General features: G+C 66.6%; 17 protein-coding genes. 4 read left to right on the top strand and 13 right to left on the bottom strand.

Annotated elements, in window-relative coordinates; genetic code table 11:
• Positions 1–4: 4 nt before the first annotated feature.
• The gene (locus tag ACO2Q9_RS16280; RefSeq protein ID WP_423312850.1) at positions 5–1,426 is read right to left on the bottom strand and encodes a methyltransferase domain-containing protein; all 1,422 of its coding nucleotides are present in this window, start codon (positions 1,424–1,426) and stop codon (positions 5–7) included.
• Positions 1,427–1,611: 185 nt separating this feature from the next.
• Here ACO2Q9_RS16280 and ACO2Q9_RS16275 point away from each other — a divergent pair, with 185 nt between their 5' ends.
• The 3 genes from ACO2Q9_RS16275 to ACO2Q9_RS16265 are packed head-to-tail and all read left to right on the top strand — an operon-like array spanning position 1,612 to position 4,675.
• Positions 1,612–2,133, top strand: coding sequence for a nuclear transport factor 2 family protein (locus tag ACO2Q9_RS16275; protein ID WP_423312849.1), 522 nt, complete (start codon positions 1,612–1,614; stop codon positions 2,131–2,133).
• Positions 2,134–2,142: 9 nt separating this feature from the next.
• A complete protein-coding gene (locus tag ACO2Q9_RS16270) occupies positions 2,143–3,786 on the top strand; it encodes an FMN-binding glutamate synthase family protein (RefSeq protein ID WP_423312848.1) in 1,644 nt (547 codons plus the stop codon).
• Positions 3,787–3,835: 49 nt separating this feature from the next.
• On the top strand, positions 3,836–4,675 hold the full coding sequence (locus ACO2Q9_RS16265; RefSeq protein WP_423312847.1) for a hypothetical protein: 840 nt from the start codon (positions 3,836–3,838) through the stop codon (positions 4,673–4,675).
• Here ACO2Q9_RS16265 and ACO2Q9_RS16260 read toward each other — a convergent pair.
• The 8 genes from ACO2Q9_RS16260 to argS all read right to left on the bottom strand — a co-directional run bounded on the left by ACO2Q9_RS16260 (position 4,647) and on the right by argS (position 12,568).
• Entirely contained in the window at positions 4,647–5,081 is a 435-nt protein-coding gene (locus ACO2Q9_RS16260; protein ID WP_423312846.1) for a putative toxin-antitoxin system toxin component, PIN family, read from the bottom strand. The genes ACO2Q9_RS16265 and ACO2Q9_RS16260 overlap by 29 nt on opposite strands.
• Positions 5,056–6,300 carry a THUMP domain-containing class I SAM-dependent RNA methyltransferase gene (locus ACO2Q9_RS16255; RefSeq protein ID WP_423312845.1) on the bottom strand — a complete coding sequence of 415 codons (1,245 nt, stop codon included), beginning with the start codon at positions 6,298–6,300 and terminating at the stop codon, positions 5,056–5,058. Before ACO2Q9_RS16255 ends, ACO2Q9_RS16260 begins: the two co-directional genes overlap by 26 nt.
• Positions 6,297–7,856, bottom strand: coding sequence for an RNA polymerase factor sigma-54 (locus ACO2Q9_RS16250; protein ID WP_423312844.1), 1,560 nt, complete (start codon positions 7,854–7,856; stop codon positions 6,297–6,299). The genes ACO2Q9_RS16255 and ACO2Q9_RS16250 overlap by 4 nt, the downstream gene beginning before the upstream one ends.
• Before the next feature lie 31 nt (positions 7,857–7,887).
• Positions 7,888–8,673, bottom strand: coding sequence for an LPS export ABC transporter ATP-binding protein (gene lptB / locus ACO2Q9_RS16245; RefSeq protein ID WP_423312891.1), 786 nt, complete (start codon positions 8,671–8,673; stop codon positions 7,888–7,890).
• Positions 8,674–8,717: 44 nt separating this feature from the next.
• Positions 8,718–9,353: a lipopolysaccharide transport periplasmic protein LptA gene (gene lptA, locus ACO2Q9_RS16240; RefSeq protein ID WP_423312843.1), complete on the bottom strand. Its 636-nt coding sequence runs from the start codon at positions 9,351–9,353 to the stop codon at positions 8,718–8,720.
• A 119-nt stretch (positions 9,354–9,472) separates the two neighbouring features.
• Entirely contained in the window at positions 9,473–10,114 is a 642-nt protein-coding gene (locus tag ACO2Q9_RS16235) for a thiol:disulfide interchange protein DsbA/DsbL (protein ID WP_423312842.1), read from the bottom strand.
• Between the two features lie 79 nt (positions 10,115–10,193).
• Positions 10,194–10,868: an SPOR domain-containing protein gene (locus ACO2Q9_RS16230; protein WP_423312841.1), complete on the bottom strand. Its 675-nt coding sequence runs from the start codon at positions 10,866–10,868 to the stop codon at positions 10,194–10,196.
• 14 nt (positions 10,869–10,882) lie between these two features.
• Positions 10,883–12,568 (bottom strand): arginine--tRNA ligase, encoded by a 1,686-nt coding sequence (gene argS, locus ACO2Q9_RS16225; RefSeq protein WP_423312840.1) that lies wholly within the window; start codon positions 12,566–12,568, stop codon positions 10,883–10,885.
• A 99-nt stretch (positions 12,569–12,667) separates the two neighbouring features.
• Between argS and ACO2Q9_RS16220 the strand changes: the two genes are divergently transcribed.
• The gene (locus ACO2Q9_RS16220; protein ID WP_423312839.1) at positions 12,668–12,994 is read left to right on the top strand and encodes a PsiF family protein; all 327 of its coding nucleotides are present in this window, start codon (positions 12,668–12,670) and stop codon (positions 12,992–12,994) included.
• Between the two features lie 88 nt (positions 12,995–13,082).
• On the opposite strand, the gene ACO2Q9_RS16215 is transcribed toward ACO2Q9_RS16220, so the two are convergent.
• From ACO2Q9_RS16215 to ACO2Q9_RS16200, 4 genes are read right to left on the bottom strand one after another with little or no spacing between them, the layout of a single operon-like run.
• Positions 13,083–13,541, bottom strand: coding sequence for a DUF2214 family protein (locus tag ACO2Q9_RS16215; protein WP_423312838.1), 459 nt, complete (start codon positions 13,539–13,541; stop codon positions 13,083–13,085).
• Positions 13,538–14,464, bottom strand: a complete 927-nt coding sequence (locus ACO2Q9_RS16210) for a LysR family transcriptional regulator (protein WP_423312837.1) — start codon at positions 14,462–14,464, stop codon at positions 13,538–13,540. Before ACO2Q9_RS16210 ends, ACO2Q9_RS16215 begins: the two co-directional genes overlap by 4 nt.
• Positions 14,465–14,497: 33 nt before the next feature.
• Positions 14,498–15,697, bottom strand: a complete 1,200-nt coding sequence (locus ACO2Q9_RS16205) for a CaiB/BaiF CoA transferase family protein (RefSeq protein WP_423312836.1) — start codon at positions 15,695–15,697, stop codon at positions 14,498–14,500.
• Entirely contained in the window at positions 15,690–16,646 is a 957-nt protein-coding gene (locus tag ACO2Q9_RS16200) for a hydroxymethylglutaryl-CoA lyase (RefSeq protein WP_423312835.1), read from the bottom strand. Before ACO2Q9_RS16200 ends, ACO2Q9_RS16205 begins: the two co-directional genes overlap by 8 nt.
• Positions 16,647–16,683: the final 37 nt, after the last annotated feature.

Raw genomic sequence — 16,683 nt, 5'->3', positions numbered from 1 at the left:
CGCCTCAGACCGGCAACGCCGAACCCGGCGGGGGCGCGTTGCGGATGTCCACGAACACGTTGACGCCGGTGACGTCGGTGTAGGTGCGTTCCACCGTGCAATGCGGCGGCACCAGGCGGTTCATGTCCGCCTCGTTGCGGTAGATCAGGTGCCACTCGAGCAGGTGTTCCATGGAATGCCGCTCCGGATTGTTCTTGTGGACGTTGGTCACCAGGATCATGCCATCGGCGCGCGTGCGTGACGAGAAATACTGGATGAGCCGGTTGCAGACCTTGTCGGACAGGTAGTCGAACAGGCCGGCGCAATACACGTAGTCGAACTGCGGGCCGGCCGCCGTGCGGCTGGCCGAGGTGCGCTTGAGCAGGTTGTGCACCGATTCATGCACCAGTTCCACCTTGGCGGTGATGCCGCGCGTGGCGCACACCTCGTCGATGCGCGCCTTGGTGTAGGCCAGCGTCTCCTCGCTGAAGTCCATCAGCGTGAACGAGAAGCGCTCGGGGTTCGGGTGCGTGGCCAGCAAGCGCTGGATCTCGACCGCCGGGCCGCAGCCGACGTTGAGGATGCGCACCTCGTCCTTGCCCTGCGGCATGTCGAGCGCGATCTGCTGCAGATGCTGCACGAGGATGTCGATGCGGTTGCGGTGCGCCTGCGCCACGGCGGCGTTCAGGAACAGCGCATTGATGATCTGGAAGTAGATGCTGGCGCCGTCGCGCGGGTCGGACAGCATCTGGTTGACCATCTCGTAGTCGCCCGCATAGCCCATGGGCTTGGCGAAGGTGCGGTAAACGAAGGGCGCGCGCAGGATCAGCGGATGGATGGCCGTCTGCGCAAACACACGATGCGCACTCTGCTGCTCGACGGGCACGGTGGGCGCCACTTCCTCCAGCCGGTCGAAATAGGTCCGCGCATGCAGCATGAGCGGCGTTGCGATGTCGGTGAACACGTCCATGCGCAGGCGACCCGTGTCGTCCTTGGGCAGTGTGGCCGCCATGTCGGCCTGGTCGACCCAGCGCGACACGTCCGCCAGATACGCCCGCAGTTCGCTCACCACCACCTGGTAATCGCGCGAAATGTTGAAGCGGGCCAGCCACTCCTGAACGAAACCCGAGGCCTGGATGCCATAGGACGCCTGTTCCCGCCCGAGCACGGCCAGCTCGTTCCATTCGTCCGTGAGCGTGACGGACACCACGGCCATGAGCCCGGTGTTCACCAGGCTCACGACGACGGCCTTGCCGCGGTAGATGCTCTTCTCGCCCGCGCGCACCACGAGGTCGCTGAGCACCTCGCTGACCTGCACGATGGAGTACGGGTTGTAGATCTCCATCACCAGCGCCCGGCGCTGCAGGTTGGTGAGGGTGCCGCGCACGACCTCTCCCTGGCTGTTGCGGAAGGTGATGACAGGATCTATCGGGCGGAGTGACTGCACGGAATCTGGAGGTACTGCGGTTGAATCCCAAGTCGGCGGATGATTGTGGCACCGTTGTCCTGCTTCTGTTACACGAGCCTTCCCGCTGTGTGGCATGGGCACGACGTGACGCCATGCATTCGAACCATCCCTGTCATGGGGCAGGTGTACCATCCGCCCGACGTCGCAACCCCGGAGACACAACGATGAATGCTCAAGAGCAGCTGATCGACAGGTTCTACCGCGCGTTCACCGCGCTCGACACCGACACCATGGCTGCCTGCTATGCCGAGGATGCGACCTTCGACGATGAGGCCTTTTCTCTCAATGGCCGCACCGAGATCGCAGGCATGTGGCGCATGCTCGCAACGGCGGTGCGCAAACAGCAGGCCGCCGGCAGCGGCGACTGGAAGCTGGCCTACAGCAGCGTTCGCGCCGACGCATCCCGCGGCCAGGCCCACTGGGAGGCGCACTACCTGTTCAGCGCGACGAACCGGCAGGTGCACAACGTCATCGATGCGGACTTCGTCTTCAACGCGCACGGACTGATCGCGAAGCACCGCGACCGCTTCGACTTCTGGCGCTGGTCGCGCCAGGCGCTGGGCACACCGGGCCTGCTGCTGGGCTGGAGCCCGTTCCTCAAGGCGAAGGTGCGCCAGCGCGCCGCCGACAACCTGCGCAATTTCCTGGCAGCAGAGTCGAAGACCACGGCAGCCGCGCAGGCCTGAGCAACGCCCATGCTCGCTGCACTCAACCAGCTCTACCCCGTCAGGCTGACTGTTTTTGCGCTGTGCGTGTTCGGCCTGCTGCTTTCTGCGCTGGCCATTGCCGCCTACGGAACGGTCTGGGCCTGGATGGCGTTCGTCGTGTTCGGCCTGCTCACCTGGCTGGGTGTGTACGACGTGCGGCAGGTGCGTCATTCGGTGCTTCGCAACTACCCGGTCATCGGGCATCTGCGCTTCCTGCTCGAATACATCCGGCCCGAACTGCGGCAGTACTTCATCGAAGGCGACAACGAAGCCGCGCCGTTTTCACGTGCGCAGCGCTCGCTGGTGTACCAGCGCGCCAAGGGCGAGCCGGACAACCGGCCCTTCGGTACACAACTCGACGTGGGCGCCGATGGGTACGAATGGATCAACCATTCCATGCAGCCGACGCACCTGGCGTCGCACGACTTCCGCATCCTCATCGGCGCGGATCGCGCGCAGCCGTATGAAGCGAGCGTGTTCAACATCTCGGCGATGAGTTTCGGCGCACTGTCGGCCAATGCCATCCTCGCGCTCAACGCCGGCGCGCGGCGCGGGCGCTTCGCGCACGACACGGGCGAGGGCTCGATCTCGGTGCACCACCGCGCCAATGGCGGCGACCTGATCTGGGAGATCGGCTCGGGCTACTTCGGCTGCCGCAACGACGACGGCTCGTTCAGCGAGGAGCGCTTCATCGTCAACGCGCAGGACCCGCAGGTGAAGATGATCGAGCTCAAGCTCAGCCAGGGCGCCAAGCCCGGCCACGGTGGCGTGCTGCCCGGGCCGAAGGTGACGGTGGAGATTGCCGCGGCGCGCGGCGTGCCCGTCGGGGTGGACTGCGTGTCGCCGTCATCACACAGCGCGTTCTCGACACCCGTGGAGATGATGCGTTTCATCGACCGCCTGCGCGAGCTCTCGGGCGGCAAGCCCACCGGCTTCAAGTTCTGCCTGGGTCACCCGTGGGAATGGTTCGCCATCGTCAAGGCCATGCTGGAGACCGGCATCACGCCGGACTTCATCGTGGTGGACGGCGCCGAGGGCGGCACGGGCGCGGCGCCGGTGGAGTTCAGCGACCACGTGGGGGCGCCGCTGCAGGAAGGGCTGGTGCTCGTGCACAACACGCTCAAGGGCGTGGGCCTGCGTGACCGCATCAGGATCGGCTGCGCGGGCAAGGTCATCACCGCCTTCGACATCGTGCGCATGATGGCGCTGGGTGCCGACTGGTGCAACGCAGGGCGCGGCTTCATGATGGCGCTCGGCTGCATCCAGGCGCAGGCCTGCCACACCGGCCATTGCCCGACCGGCGTGACCACGCAGGACCCGAAGCGCCAGCAGGCACTGGTGGTGCCCGACAAGGCCGAGCGCGTGTTCCACTTCCACCAGAGCACGCTGAAGGCGCTGAAGGAGCTGGTGCAGGCCGCCGGCCTCAACCACCCGCAGGAGATCACCGCGCACCACATCGTGCGGCGCATCGACGACACCGAGGTGCGGCTGCTGTCCAACCTCGTCATGCAGGTGGAGACCGGTTCGCTGCTCGGCCCGCTGGACGGCAAGCAGAAGGTCTTCAGTCTCTACTGGCCGCTGGCCGACGCGCACAGCTTCCGCGCATTGAAGGTCGAACAGCTTCCCGCGTGAAGCGCTTTGCGCCAAGGGCGCCTGCCGGTCGCACGCCCATAATCAGTGCATGCCCGACTCGAACGACCCTGCTGCCTTCCTGCGCGCCACACTGCCCGCGCAACGAGCCGGCATCGCGCGGCACGTGACAGGTGGCCGCACCGTCTGGCTGAAGAAAGCCGGCCCTCGCAACCCGCGCTGGCGCTACTGGCTGCTCGGCGCTCTGGCCGGCGCCTTCCGGCTGGACGTGCTCAGTCCCGTCATGAACCTTGGCGGCGAAGACGCCATTGCCCATGAGGCGCGGCGCCTGCGTGAGCTTGCAGCGCTCGGCCTTCGCGTGCCGCAGGTACTGGCCGAGCAGGCCGACGGCCTGCTGCTGTCGGATCTGGGTGACCATCGCCCCGCCGGTAGCGCGGGCGCCGCACCTGTGGACACGATGCTCGGCGAAATCGCCGCTGCTGCGCGCCGCGGCCCTGCCGACGCCCTGTTCACCTGGAAGCTGGGGCTCGACGCGATTGCCGACGTGCACGCACGCGGCAGCTACCTGAGCCAGGCCTTCGCCCGCAACCTGGTGCTCTGCCCCGATGGCCGCATCGGCTTCATCGACTTCGAAGACGACCCCGGGCACAGCCTCGACCTCGCGCACTGCCAGGCGCGCGACTGGCTGAGTTACATGCACTCGACGGCGATGTACCTCGTGCAGGTCGATGGTGTGGCGGCCGCAGTGCCCCTGTGGCATGGCGTGCTGTCACGCGAAGCCGCCGAAGTGCGCCAGGCCATCGACGAAGCTGCAGCGCGCATGCGCTGGTTGCGCCGTCTGCCGCAGGGCCCGCGCTGGGGCACGGACACGCGGCGGCTGCGCTCCGCCGCACTGTTCTTCGCTACAGCGGCTCCTGTGCAGTCACACTGACCGGCAGCGCGGTCTGCGCCTGCACACCCAGCGCGAGAAGGCGCTTCTTCATGCGCAGCACCTCGCGATCCTTGCTGAGCAGCAGCGCCCGGTGCGCTACGGCGAGGTCGATGAATTTCTGGTCATCCGGGTCGCCGCAGGTGGTGGGCGCCTTGCCGGCCGCAGGCACGATGTGCACGTTCCGGTCGAACGCGTCCATCACCTGCCCGGCCGGCGTCCTTAAAAGCCGGCGCGCGATCTGCGGATAGCCGAGCACGCGTTCCAGTTCGGCGCGCATCTCGCCACTGGCCAGCCACTGCCAGGTGCGCTGCTCCAGCGCACGCCTGAGCGGCAGCGCGGCTTCGTCTGCGAAGACGAAGAGATCCAGCACGATGTTGGTGTCAATGACGATCGGCGGGCTTTCCATCGGCAGACGTGCTCGCGGGTGTGTCGGCAACAGGCTTCTGCCGGGCCGTGCCCTTGACCATGTCGAAGCGGAACAGGCGGCATTCGATCGGCCCGTTCCACATCGGCACACGACGCGATTCCTTCAGGCGCATGCGGCTGGGCAGCTTCATGTCGGGCGTGAGAATCCACGCCGTCCAGTCCGCATAGTTCTTTTTCCAGTGCGTCGCCAGCTGGCTGAAGAAGTCGCCGCCGTCCGCCGTCTCGGCGCGCTGACGACCGGCCACGCCGGCTGTTTCGATGCGCTCGCCATAGGGCGGGTTCACCAGCATGAGGCCGGGCACGTCCGCCGGCGGCATGCGCTGCAGCGCGTCGCCGCCCCGCAACTGGATGGCGTGCGCAATGCCCGCACGCTGCGCGTTGCGCATCGCGAAGTCCACCATGCGGTGGGCCACGTCGCTGCCGAAGACCTCGGCCTTGGGTGCATGCACCGCCTCCTGCGCTTCGCTCTTCAGTGCACTCCACACGTGTGGCTGGAAAGGCAGCAGCTTCTCGAACGCGAAGCGGCGCAGCAACCCTGGCGCCATGCCGCAGGCGACCTGCGCGGCCTCGATGGCCACCGTACCGCTGCCGCAGCACGGGTCGTACAGCGGGACGGTTGCGTCCCAGCCGCTGGCGGCGATCATCGCAGCGGCCAGCGTTTCCTTGAGCGGTGCGTCGCCCTTGTCCTCGCGCCAGCCACGCTTGAAGAGCGGCTCGCCGGAGGTGTCGATATAGAGCGTGACTTCGTCCTGCGTGAGGTGCGCATAGACGCGCACGTCGGGCCATTGCGTCTCCACGCTCGGGCGCACGCCGCCGCGATCGCGGAAGCGGTCGGCGATGGCGTCCTTCACGGTGAGCGCGGCAAAGTTCAGGCTCTTGAGCGGGCTGTTCTGCGCGGTGATCTCGACCTTGAAGGTCTGGCGCGGCGTGAACCAGATCTCCCATGCGACGCTGGCAGCGGCGGCATAGATGTCCTTCTCTTCTCGGTAGCCGCCATGCGCCAGCTGGATCAGCACGCGCATGGCCAGGCGGCTGTGCAGGTTGAGCGCGAGCGCGTCGCGCCACGAGCCGGACAGCAGCACGCCACCGCGTCGCTTGCGCACGTCTTCCGGCGCAGCGCCTGTGATGCGCAGCACTTCGTCGGCGAGGAAGTCTTCCACGCCGGCGGCGCAGGGCAGGAACAATCGGAGCTGGTTCACAGGGACTTGCGGAGGTTGGCGGGCGCGATGCGCAGCGCCTCGCGGTATTTGGCGACGGTGCGGCGCGCGCACTCGATGCCCTGTTCCTTGAGCATTTCGGAAATCTGGTTGTCCGACAGCGGCTTCTTCTGGCTCTCGGCACTCACGAACTGCTTGATGAGCGCGCGCACTGCCGTGCTGGATGCATTGCCGCCGGTCTCGGTGCCGAGCGCGGAACCGAAGAAATACTTGAGCTCGAAGGTGCCATAGGGCGTGGCCATGTACTTGGCCGTGGTCACGCGCGAGATGGTGGACTCGTGAAGGCCGAGTTCGTCGGCGATCTCGCGCAGCACCAGCGGGCGCATGGCGAGCTCGCCGTGCACGAAGAAATTCTTCTGGCGCTCCACGATGGCGTTGGACACGCGCAGGATGGTGTCGAAGCGCTGCTGGATGTTCTTGATGAACCAGCGCGCCTCCTGCAGCCGCTGCTGCAGCGCCTGGTGGCCCTCGCCCTTGTGCGACTTCAGCGCGCCGGCATAGATGTCGTGCACACGCAGGCGCGGCATGACGTCGGCGTTGAGCTGCACGCGAAAGCGCATCGATGCGCCCCGGCCCGACTTCACGACGATGACGTCCGGCACGACGATGTTGCGCTCCACGTTCACGAAGCGGCGGCCGGGCTTGGGTTCGAGCCGCCCGATGAGCGTCATCGCGGCCTTCACCACGGCTTCGGACTCGTTGCAGATCTGGCACAGGCGCTTGATGTCGCGCCGCGCCATCAGCTCCAGCGGCTGACCGCAAATGCGCAGCGCGGCAGCGCGCACGGCGGGCTCGGCGTCTTCGTCGGTGAGCGCGCGGATCTGCAGCGACAGGCATTCAGGCAGGTTGCGTGCACCCACGCCGACCGGCTCCATGCTGTGCAGCAGGTGCAGCGCCATGGTGAAGCGCCCGACAAGTTCTTCGGCCTGTTCGAGATCGTCACCGGCCAGGCTCACCGCCAGCGCGTCGATCGAATCCTCCAGATAGCCGTCGTCGTTGAGCGACTCGATGAGGAAGCGCAGCGCCGCACGGTCCACCTCGCTCAGGCGCAACGACCGTGTCTGGGCATGCAGATAGGCCTGCAGCGACTCGTGCTCACGCGCGAGTTCGGTGGCGTCCATCGCGTCGTCGCCATCGAGGTTGTTCTTGCGGGCAGGCGCGTCGCCGCCCCACTCGGTGTCGTCCACCACGATCTCGGTGCTGCCGTCGCCTTCCCAGCTGTCGGCGAGTTCGGCCGCAGGGTCGGCCGGCGCGGCTTCATCGGACACGTGGTCGGACGCCGCATCGCTCCCGTGGTCTGAGCCGTCGTAGTCGGAGCCCGCATCATCCCGCACGCGGGTCGTCTCCAGTTGCGCGGCCGCCATGTCCTCGCCCGGATGGTCTTCGACCTCCATCTCGAGGAACGGGTTCTCGTCGAGCATCTGCTCGACTTCCTGGCTGAGTTCGAGCGTCGACAGCTGGAGCAGGCGGATCGATTGCTGCAGCTGGGGCGTGAGCGCCAGATGCTGCGATACGCGTAGAGAAAGACCCTGCTTCATGACGGAACCCGAAGACGCGGCGAAAGCGCCGTCACATCCGGAAGTGCTCGCCGAGGTACACCCGGCGCACTTCGGCGTTGTCCACGATTTCCGACGGCGTGCCCTGCGCGAGCACATGGCCGTCGCTGATGATGAACGCATGGTCACAGATGCCCAGCGTCTCGCGCACGTTGTGGTCGGTGATCAGCACACCGATGCCGCGCGACTTGAGGAAGCCCACGATGCGCTGGATCTCGATCACCGCGATCGGGTCGATGCCGGCGAACGGCTCGTCCAGAAGGATGAACCGCGGCTGCGTGGCCAGTGCCCGCGCGATTTCCACCCGGCGTCGTTCGCCGCCCGAGAGCGCAAGCGCGGGCGAGTCGCGCAGGTGGTCGACGCGCAGGTCCTGCAGCAGGGTGTCCAGCCGCTTGTTGATCTCGGCGCGGGACAGTGACTTGCCCGCGTCAGGCCCATCCTGGTATTGCTGCAACTCCAGCACGGCGCGCACGTTCTCTTCCACCGTCAGCTTGCGGAAGATCGACGCCTCCTGCGGCAGGTACGACAGGCCCATGCGCGAGCGGCGGTGGATCGGCATGTCGGTGACGGGCTGGCCGTCGATGCTGATGGCGCCCGCGTCGGCACGCACCAGCCCGACGATCATGTAGAAGGACGTGGTCTTGCCCGCGCCGTTGGGCCCGAGGAGCCCGACGACTTCGCCCTTCTGCACCGACAGCGACACATCCTTCACGACCTTGCGGCTGCCGTAAGCCTTCTGGAGATGGCGCGCCTCGAGACGGCCTGCCGCCGGTCCGGCCGGTGCGGCCGATACGGCAATGGCCGAGGGGGTTGCGGGTACTGCGATATCGGGCACGTTCGACGTCACTTCTTTTCGCCGCCCAGCGTGGTGCTGGGGCGCAGCGGCGCAGATCCCGGACCAGCCGGTGTGGCCGGCGCTGTCGCACCCGGATCCGAGGCCGCGCTTCGCGGCGTCAGCATGGCGCGGACGCGGCCGCCCGGCGCAGGCGCAGTTCCCTGCTGGGCAGGCACGCCGTTGATGGTGAACACATCGCCGCCGTTGTCGTAGGTGATGATGTTGCCGGTCATCTCGTCGTTCATGGTCGCACCACGGTAGCGGCGCAGTTCGGCCCGGCGGATGAATTTGACGTTGTCGGCCTTGCTGTTGTATTCGATGACTTCGGACTCGCCTTCGATGTATTCGTCCAGGTTGTCGCGCTTCTGGCGGTAGTAGGCGAGCTTGCCGGGTTCGGCCGTCACCACGCCGTACTGGTAGCCCTCAGGGTCCTGCCGGACCTCGACGCGGGCGCCCCGGATGATGATCGTGCCCTTGGTCAGGACCACGTTGCCGGTGAAGACGCTGGTCTGCTTCAGGTCGTCGTAGCGAAGCGAGTCGGCCTCGATGTTCATCGGCTTGTCGCGGTCGGCCTTCTCGGCGTGGGCAGTGCCCCAAATCAGGGCAAAAGCGGCGATCAGCGAGGGAATGAGGGTGTTTTTCATAAAGGCACGAAACTTGCTGGGGATTGTATCCCCCAAACTTGGACGTGCCCAAAGAAAAGCCCACCGTGAAGGCGGGCTGTTCGTGGGAAACCGTGCGCTCCGCGCGCCGGCTGGCGCAGTCAGCGGCCCTTGCGGACTTCGCCGACGAGGTAGTCGACGACCTGCAGCGCGTTGCCCATGTTTCCTGCCATGGTGCCATCGGTGTAGAACCGGCCGGCCACGCCCATCGACGGGACGCCCTGCACCTTGAAGGCGTTCTGCAGTTGCGTGCCGCGCGCGGCCTTGCTGACCACGGTGAACGAATTGAACAGCTCGAGGAACCTGGCCTTGTCCAGCCCCTGGCTTTCGGCCCAGGCAACGATGCCTTCCTGGCGGGTCAATTGCTTCTTCTCGGCATGGATGGCCATGAAGACCTTCTTGTGCAGTTCGGGCAGCTTGCCCATGGCCTCGAGCGTGTAGAACAGCTTCTGCTGCGGCACGAAGTCGTCGCGGAAGGCCACCGGCACGCGGCGGATGTGCACATCGGCCGGCTGGCGCTGGATCCAGGCCTCGAGCATGGGCTCGAAAGCATTGCAGTGGGGGCAGCTGTACCAGAAGAATTCGATCACCTCGACCTTGCCGGGAGGCGCCTCGACCGGCGCGGCCTTCTCGAGCGGCCGGTATTCGGTGCCGCGCTGGGGCTGGGCGTGGACGGCCGGGGTGGCCAGGGTGGCGGCAGCCATGGTGGAAGCGGCGGCCAGCGAAAAATCACGACGTTTCATCAATCAACTCTCCTGTCTGCGTTACAGAGACGGACGGCGCAAGGGAAGTTCCCGCCGTCTGCCCGGCAACCGGAACCGTTCAGCGCTGCACGCGCACGATCGCGGCTTCATTGCCCGCGACTTCCAGCCGTTCCTTCATGCGATCGGCATCTTCCTTGCGCTCGAACGGGCCCGTGCGCACACGGAAGACGGTGCGTCCCGATTGCTCACGTTCGGTGACCTTGGCTTCGACACCCATGAGCGAAAGCTTCGCGCGCTGGGACTCGGCGTCATCGGCCGTGCGGAAGGCACCGGCCTGCACGAAGTAAAGGAACGGATCAGCGGTTGCAGCACCGGCCTTCGCCTTGGCCAGATCGCCCAGCGGATCGCCGGACGCGGACTTGCCCGCAGGTGCAGGTGCGTTGCCCGGACCACCGGCGACGGCCGGCGCCTGCGGAGAAGCCGGGGCGTTGGTGCCGGGAGTCGCTGCGGCCGTGCCGGGTGTCGAAGGCGTCACCGCCGGCGGCGGCTGCATGCCGGGCAGCACCTGCGGCGGGCGCGCCGGATTCTTGCCGCCCAGCGGGGCGTTCGGGTCCCAGTTGCGGTTCTTGCGGGCTTCGGCCGCGTCCTGCTCGGGCGTGGCGGCCTGGTTCTTGTTGACGAAGGGGATCGGAACCTTGGTCACATAGATGGCCACGGCCAGCGCCAGGCCCAGGCCCACGAGAACGCCCAGGATGAAGCCGATGATGGTGCCGCCGCGCTGCTGTCGTTTCATGTCTGCTTTCGCTCTCACATCTTGGTCGGGGCGGAGACGCCCAGGACCGCCAGGCCATTGTGCAATACCTGCGCCGTGGCGGCGACCAGCGCCAGGCGCGCCTTCTTCACCGCTTCGTCATCGACCAGGATGCGCTCGGCATCGTAATAGCTGTGGTAGGCCGCCGCGAGTTCGCGGAGGTAAAAAGTCACATCGTGCGGTGCGAAATCCTGCGCTGCGGCGGTCAGCATGTCGGGATACCTGGCCAGCAGCAGCATGAGGGCCTGGGCTTGGGGGCTTTCCAGCGGCGACAGGTCCACGCCCTGCAGCGACGCGGCGCTGCCGCCGTCCTTTTCGGCCCACTGCGCCAGCACCGAGCAGATGCGCGCATGCGCGTACTGCACGTAGTACACCGGGTTGTCGTTGTTCTGCGCGAGTGCGAGGTCGATGTCGAAGATGTATTCAGTGTCCGGCTTGCGCGACAGCAGGAAGAAGCGTACCGCGTCCGTGCTCGTCCACTCGATCAGGTCACGCAGCGTGACATAGCTGCCCGCGCGCTTGCTGATCTTCACTTCCTCGCCGCCACGCATCACGCGCACCATCGTGTGCAGCACGTAATCGGGGTAGCCCTCGGGAATGCCGACGTTGGCAGCCTGCAGGCCGGCGCGCACACGCGCGATGGTGCCGTGATGGTCGGTGCCCTGGATGTTCACCACTTTCGGGAAGCCACGCTCCCATTTGGTGATGTGGTACGCCACGTCGGGCACGAAATAGGTGTACGTGCCGTCGGACTTGCGCATCACGCGGTCCTTGTCGTCGCCGTAGTCGGTGGACCGGAGCCACAGCGCGCCGTCCTGCTCGTAGGTCTTGCCGGCAGCGATGAGCTTCTGCACCGCAGCCTCGACCTTGCCGCTGGTGTACAGGCTCGACTCGAGGTAGTAGTTGTCGAACTTCACCTGGAAGGCCTGCAGGTCCAGGTCCTGCTCGTGGCGCAGGTAGGCGACAGCGAACTGGCGGATGGAGTCGAGGTCGTCGACGTCGCCGCTCGCTGTGAATTCGCGGTCGTCGGCCTTCACGGTCTGGCGCGCCTTGAAGTCCTGCGCGATGTCGGCGATGTAGTCCCCGTTGTAAGCCGCCTCGGGCCAGCCGGCGTCGCCGGGCTTGAGCCCCTTGGCGCGCAGTTGCGTCGAGTTGGCGAGCGTGGCGATCTGCACGCCCGCGTCGTTGTAATAGAACTCGCGATACACGTCCCAGCCCTGGGTGGCGAAGAGGTTGCAGATCGCATCGCCCAGCGCGGCCTGGCGGCCGTGGCCCACGTGCAGCGGCCCGGTCGGGTTGGCCGAAACGAATTCCACCAGCACGCGCTGGCCGTTGGAGGTCTGGTTGCCGTACTTCGCCCCGGAAGCCAGCACGTCATGCACCACCGCCTGCTTGGCTGCGGGCTTCAGGCGGATGTTGATGAAGCCGGGCCCGGCGATTTCCACCGCGTCCACCCACTGCTGGAAGGCCGGCGAGGCGAGCAGGTCGGTACGGAGGGTCTCGGCGAGCTGGCGTGGGTTGGCCTTGAGCGGCTTGGCCATTTGCATGGCCGCGGTGCAGGCGAGATCGCCGTGCGAGGCCATCTTGGGCGATTCGAACGCAGCCTTCCCGCCGGCACCGGGGGAGAGCTTTTCCAGCCCGGCAGCCAGCGCTGCGAGCAGTTCTTGTTTGACGAGGAGCATTGCGGGATTTTACGGGGGTGGGCGGCGTCATCCGGCCGTCCCCGGCCGGCGTTAAGCTGGCTGGCCCGCAAACCCCACACAACATCCGAGGACGCCACCATGAAACAGCTACTTTCCATCGCCTGTGCCATCGCCGTGACCGTGTCGGCAGGCCTGGCCCACGCGGCAGACGACGCCAAGACCGCCCAGCAGAACAGGATGGCCACCTGCAGCGCCGACTTCAAGGCGACCGGCAAGGACGGCAAGGAGCGCCAGGCTTTCATGAAGGAGTGCCTGAGCGCCAAACCGGAAACCCGGCAAAGCAGGATGACCGCCTGCAGTGCCGACTTCAAGGCCACGGGCAAGGACGGCAAGGAGCGCCAGGCCTTCATGAAGGAATGCCTGAGCAGCAAGCCCGCTGCCAAGGCCGATGCACCGAAGAAATAAAAGCGGAAACCTGAGAAACCAGGAAGAAAGAAGAAGCGAGAAGCTGTCACACATTCACCCCGCCCGGCCATCAGGCCCGGCGGGGTTTTTATTTTGCGCCCCAGCCGCGCGCGAAGAACACGGCCAGCACGACGATGAGCGGGATGATGTGGGCCTGGATCATCACCAGCTTGCGCGTCTTGCGGACCTCGGCCTCGGCCGGCAGCGCGCCGGTGGCACGCAGCGCCTTGCGCCAGCGCAGGAAGCGGATGGTGGGGAAGATCGAGATCACCCCCATGATGACGAACAACGTGAGCTTGGCGTGCAGCAGCGGGTTGGACCAGTAATAGACGCCGCCCTTCATGCCCCAGTAGGTGCGTGCCAGCCCCGTGAGCAGCACGGCCACCGCCGCGATGCCGTACACCATGTCCACCTTCGCCAGCCGCTCGACGGTCGCGGCATTCATCCATTCAGGCCGGCACAGCGCGGCCTCGCTGACGAGGAACACCACCATCGTGAGGATGGCGAGCAGGTGGAACGCGGCCAGCAGGGTTTCGAGCAAGGTCATGGGTACGACTCCGTGGGAAAGTTCTTTCGGTAATGATGCCGCAGAAAGTCCAGCCACAGGCGCAGGCGCAGCGGCATGTGCTTGCGCTGGGGGAACACGGCGTAAATGCCATTGGGCGGGGCGGCGAACTCCTCGAGCACTGGCACCAGCTTGCCGGCGGCGATGTCGGCCTCCACCTCCCAGATGCTGCGCCAGGCGATGCCGTGGCCGGCGAGGCACCATTCGTGCAGCACTTGCCCGTCCGAGCAGTCGAGCGGCCCCGAGGGTTTGAGGTGGATCACTTCGGAAGTACCGTCTTCGTTCGGGATGCGGAACGCCCAGCCGCGCGTCTGCGACGCATCGCTGGACAGCACGAGACAGTCGAATCGCGACAGATCGTCGGGATGGCGCGGCGTGCCATGGCGCTTGAGGAAGGCCGGCGTTGCCACGCACAACCGCCGGTTCTCGGCCAGCCGCACGCTCACGAGCGAAGACTCGGCCAGGTCGCCCACGCGCACCGCGCAGTCGAAGCCCTCGGCCGCCATGTCGACCACGCGATCACTCAGGTTCAACGACAGCTTCACGTCGGCATGTTCGGCGCGAAAACGTGGCACCAGCGGCGCGACATGGCGGCGGCCGAAACCGGCCGGCGCGGTGATGCGCAGATGGCCGCTGGCCTTCACGCCGCCGGCACTGACACTGGCCTCGGCATCGGCCAGGTCGCCCAGCAGGCGCTGGCAGTCCTCGAGGAACGCGCTGCCCTCGTGCGTGAGGCTGATGCGGCGCGTGGTGCGCACCAGCAGCTTCACGCCAAGGCTTTCTTCCAGCGCGTCGAGCCGGCGTCCCATGATGGCGGGTGCCACGCCCTCCGCGCGCGCCGCAGCCGTCAGGCTGCCGCGCGTGGCCACGGATACGAACGACTCCAGGGCTTTGAGCTTGTCCATGGGACAAGTCTAAGCGGCCGGCCGGGTTCCTCCTCAGGCAGGCGGGCTCAGCCGGGCGATCTGGTCTTCCGGATAGCCGAGTTCCCGCAGCAGCTCGGCCGTGTGTTCACCCTGTTTCGGTGGATCGAGCCGCACGCCCGGGCGCTGGCCGCCGAGCGTGAGCGGAAGCAGCACGGTGTCGGTCTTCTGGCCGGCCGGCAGCGTGACCGGCGCGAGGCCACCGGTCGCCTTCAGGTGCGGGTCGTCCAGCAGGTCGTGCGGACGCGTGATCGGGGCAAACGGCAGACCGGCCGCCTCGAAGCGCTGCGAGAGTTCCTGCGCGCTGAACTGCGCCAGCAGTTCGCGCAACCTGGGGAGCAACCAGTCGCGCGCCTGCACGCGGTCGTTGTTGGTCGCCAGACGGGCGTCGCCCCGCAACCCGGGCAGACCGAATGCATCGCAGAAGATGGCCCACTGCGTGTCGCTCACCACGGCCAGGAAGATCTGCCCGCCGTCCTTCACGCTGAACACGTCGTAGATGGCCCAGGCGGAAATGCGGGCGGGCATCGGCGCGGCCGGCTTGCCGGTGACCGCGAACTGCATCATGTGCTGCGCGACGAGGAACACGTTGTTCTCGAACAGCGCACTCTGGATTTCCTGGCCGCGCCCGGTCTTCCCGCGCTCGGCCAGCGCGGCCATCGCGCCGATCGCGCCGAACATGCCGCCCATGATGTCGTTAACGCTCGAGCCGGCGCGCAGTGGATCACCCGGGCGACCCGTCATGTAGGCGAGGCCGCCCATCATCTGCACCACTTCGTCGAGTGCAGTGCGGTGCTCGTACGGCCCGGGCAGGAATCCCTTGTGGCTGACGTAAATAAGGCGCGGGTTGAGCTTGGACAGGCTCGCGTAGTCGAGGCCCAGCTTCGCCATCGCACCGGGTTTGAAGTTCTCGCTCACGATGTCGGCCGTGGCGATGAGGCGCAGCACGGCCTCCTTGCCTTCGGGCGAACGCAGGTCGAGCGACACGCTCTTCTTGTTGCGGTTGAACAGCGGAAAAAAGCCCGCACCCGAGCCCAGCAGATGCCGCGTTCGGTCGCCTTCGGGCGGTTCGATCTTGATGACTTCGGCGCCCAGATCGGCCAGCACCATGCCGCAGGTCGGACCCATCACCATGTGCGTGAATTCGACGACGCGGATGCCCTCGTAAGGCAGCGGGCGCTTGGCGTTGCGGTCGGATATCGTTTTCTCAGACATGGGCCGCCTCCATGGCGTAGCCCTTGGGAAGCCCGGCTTCCGGCGTCATGCCGTACAGCGGCTCTTCGGGCAGTCCGCGCGCGAGCACTTCGCGCGCCTCCAACAACCGCGCCATGTCCACGCCGGTGCGCACACCCATGGCTTCGAACATGAACACGAGGTCTTCGGTGACCACGTTGCCCGACGCACCCGGCGCATACGGGCAACCTCCGAGGCCCGCCTGCGAGGCATCGAAGGTGGTCACTCCCTCCTCGAATGCGGCGAGACAATTCGCCAGACCGAGGCCACGTGTGTTGTGCATGTGGGCCGCGCCCGCGCGTTCGCCGAGTTCGGCGCGAAGGCGGCGGAACAGCCGGCGCACCTGCGCAGGGTTGGCATAACCGGTGGTGTCGGACAGGCCGACTTCCTGCGCCCCCGCTTCGGCGCAGAGCACGGCAAGGCGGATCACGTCGTCTTCCTCGACGCGCCCCTGCAACGTGCAGCCGAAAGCCGTGGAGATGCCGACTTCGACGCCCACCGCCGGGTCATGCGCATCACGCAATGCAACGACGGCACGCACTTCATCCACCATCTGAAGCGGTGTGCAGCGCACGTTCGCCATGGAGTGCGCTTCGCTGGCCGACACCGGCAGCGTGAGCTTGTGCGCGCCGGCCGCCAACGCAGCGCTTGCGCCTTTCTGATTGGGAACGAGGGCCATGACCGTCAGGCCCGGCAACAGGCGTGCACCGGCCACGACTTCGGCGGCATCGGCCATCTGTGGCAGCAGTTTCGGCGGCACGAAAGAGCCGACCTCGATCTCACGCAGGCCGGCGGCATGCAAGGCGGCGATCCAGCGCAACTTGTCGGCGGTGGCCATGATGCGCTTCGTGCTCTGCAGCCCGTCGCGCGGGCCGACCTCACTGATCTGGACGTCGGGCTTCTTGCCGCCCGACGCAAGGACTTGACTCATATGTTCTATTGAATGAAATAATGTTCTTTCTTTTGAA

Origin of the sequence: Variovorax sp. VNK109, assembly GCF_049445855.1 — a bacterium.
In the GTDB taxonomy this organism is placed as follows: Bacteria; Pseudomonadota; Gammaproteobacteria; order Burkholderiales; family Burkholderiaceae_C; genus JAGOCV01.
This window is presented reverse-complemented; position numbering and strand designations above follow the sequence as displayed.

Excerpts from the sequence above, each read along its gene's own strand:
- ACO2Q9_RS16215 (WP_423312838.1), bottom strand. The coding sequence starts at position 13,541 with ATGACCTTGCTCGAAACCCTGCTGGCCGCGTTCCACCTGCTCGCCATC.
- ACO2Q9_RS16235 (WP_423312842.1), bottom strand. The coding sequence starts at position 10,114 with ATGAAACGTCGTGATTTTTCGCTGGCCGCCGCTTCCACCATGGCTGCC.
- ACO2Q9_RS16220 (WP_423312839.1), top strand. The coding sequence starts at position 12,668 with ATGAAACAGCTACTTTCCATCGCCTGTGCCATCGCCGTGACCGTGTCG.
- ACO2Q9_RS16200 (WP_423312835.1), bottom strand. The coding sequence starts at position 16,646 with ATGAGTCAAGTCCTTGCGTCGGGCGGCAAGAAGCCCGACGTCCAGATC.
- ACO2Q9_RS16265 (WP_423312847.1), top strand. The coding sequence starts at position 3,836 with ATGCCCGACTCGAACGACCCTGCTGCCTTCCTGCGCGCCACACTGCCC.
- ACO2Q9_RS16210 (WP_423312837.1), bottom strand. The coding sequence starts at position 14,464 with ATGGACAAGCTCAAAGCCCTGGAGTCGTTCGTATCCGTGGCCACGCGC.
- ACO2Q9_RS16250 (WP_423312844.1), bottom strand. The coding sequence starts at position 7,856 with ATGAAGCAGGGTCTTTCTCTACGCGTATCGCAGCATCTGGCGCTCACG.
- ACO2Q9_RS16260 (WP_423312846.1), bottom strand. The coding sequence starts at position 5,081 with ATGGAAAGCCCGCCGATCGTCATTGACACCAACATCGTGCTGGATCTC.
- ACO2Q9_RS16230 (WP_423312841.1), bottom strand. The coding sequence starts at position 10,868 with ATGAAACGACAGCAGCGCGGCGGCACCATCATCGGCTTCATCCTGGGC.
- ACO2Q9_RS16205 (WP_423312836.1), bottom strand. The coding sequence starts at position 15,697 with ATGTCTGAGAAAACGATATCCGACCGCAACGCCAAGCGCCCGCTGCCT.
- ACO2Q9_RS16275 (WP_423312849.1), top strand. The coding sequence starts at position 1,612 with ATGAATGCTCAAGAGCAGCTGATCGACAGGTTCTACCGCGCGTTCACC.
- argS (WP_423312840.1), bottom strand. The coding sequence starts at position 12,568 with ATGCTCCTCGTCAAACAAGAACTGCTCGCAGCGCTGGCTGCCGGGCTG.
- ACO2Q9_RS16270 (WP_423312848.1), top strand. The coding sequence starts at position 2,143 with ATGCTCGCTGCACTCAACCAGCTCTACCCCGTCAGGCTGACTGTTTTT.
- lptA (WP_423312843.1), bottom strand. The coding sequence starts at position 9,353 with ATGAAAAACACCCTCATTCCCTCGCTGATCGCCGCTTTTGCCCTGATT.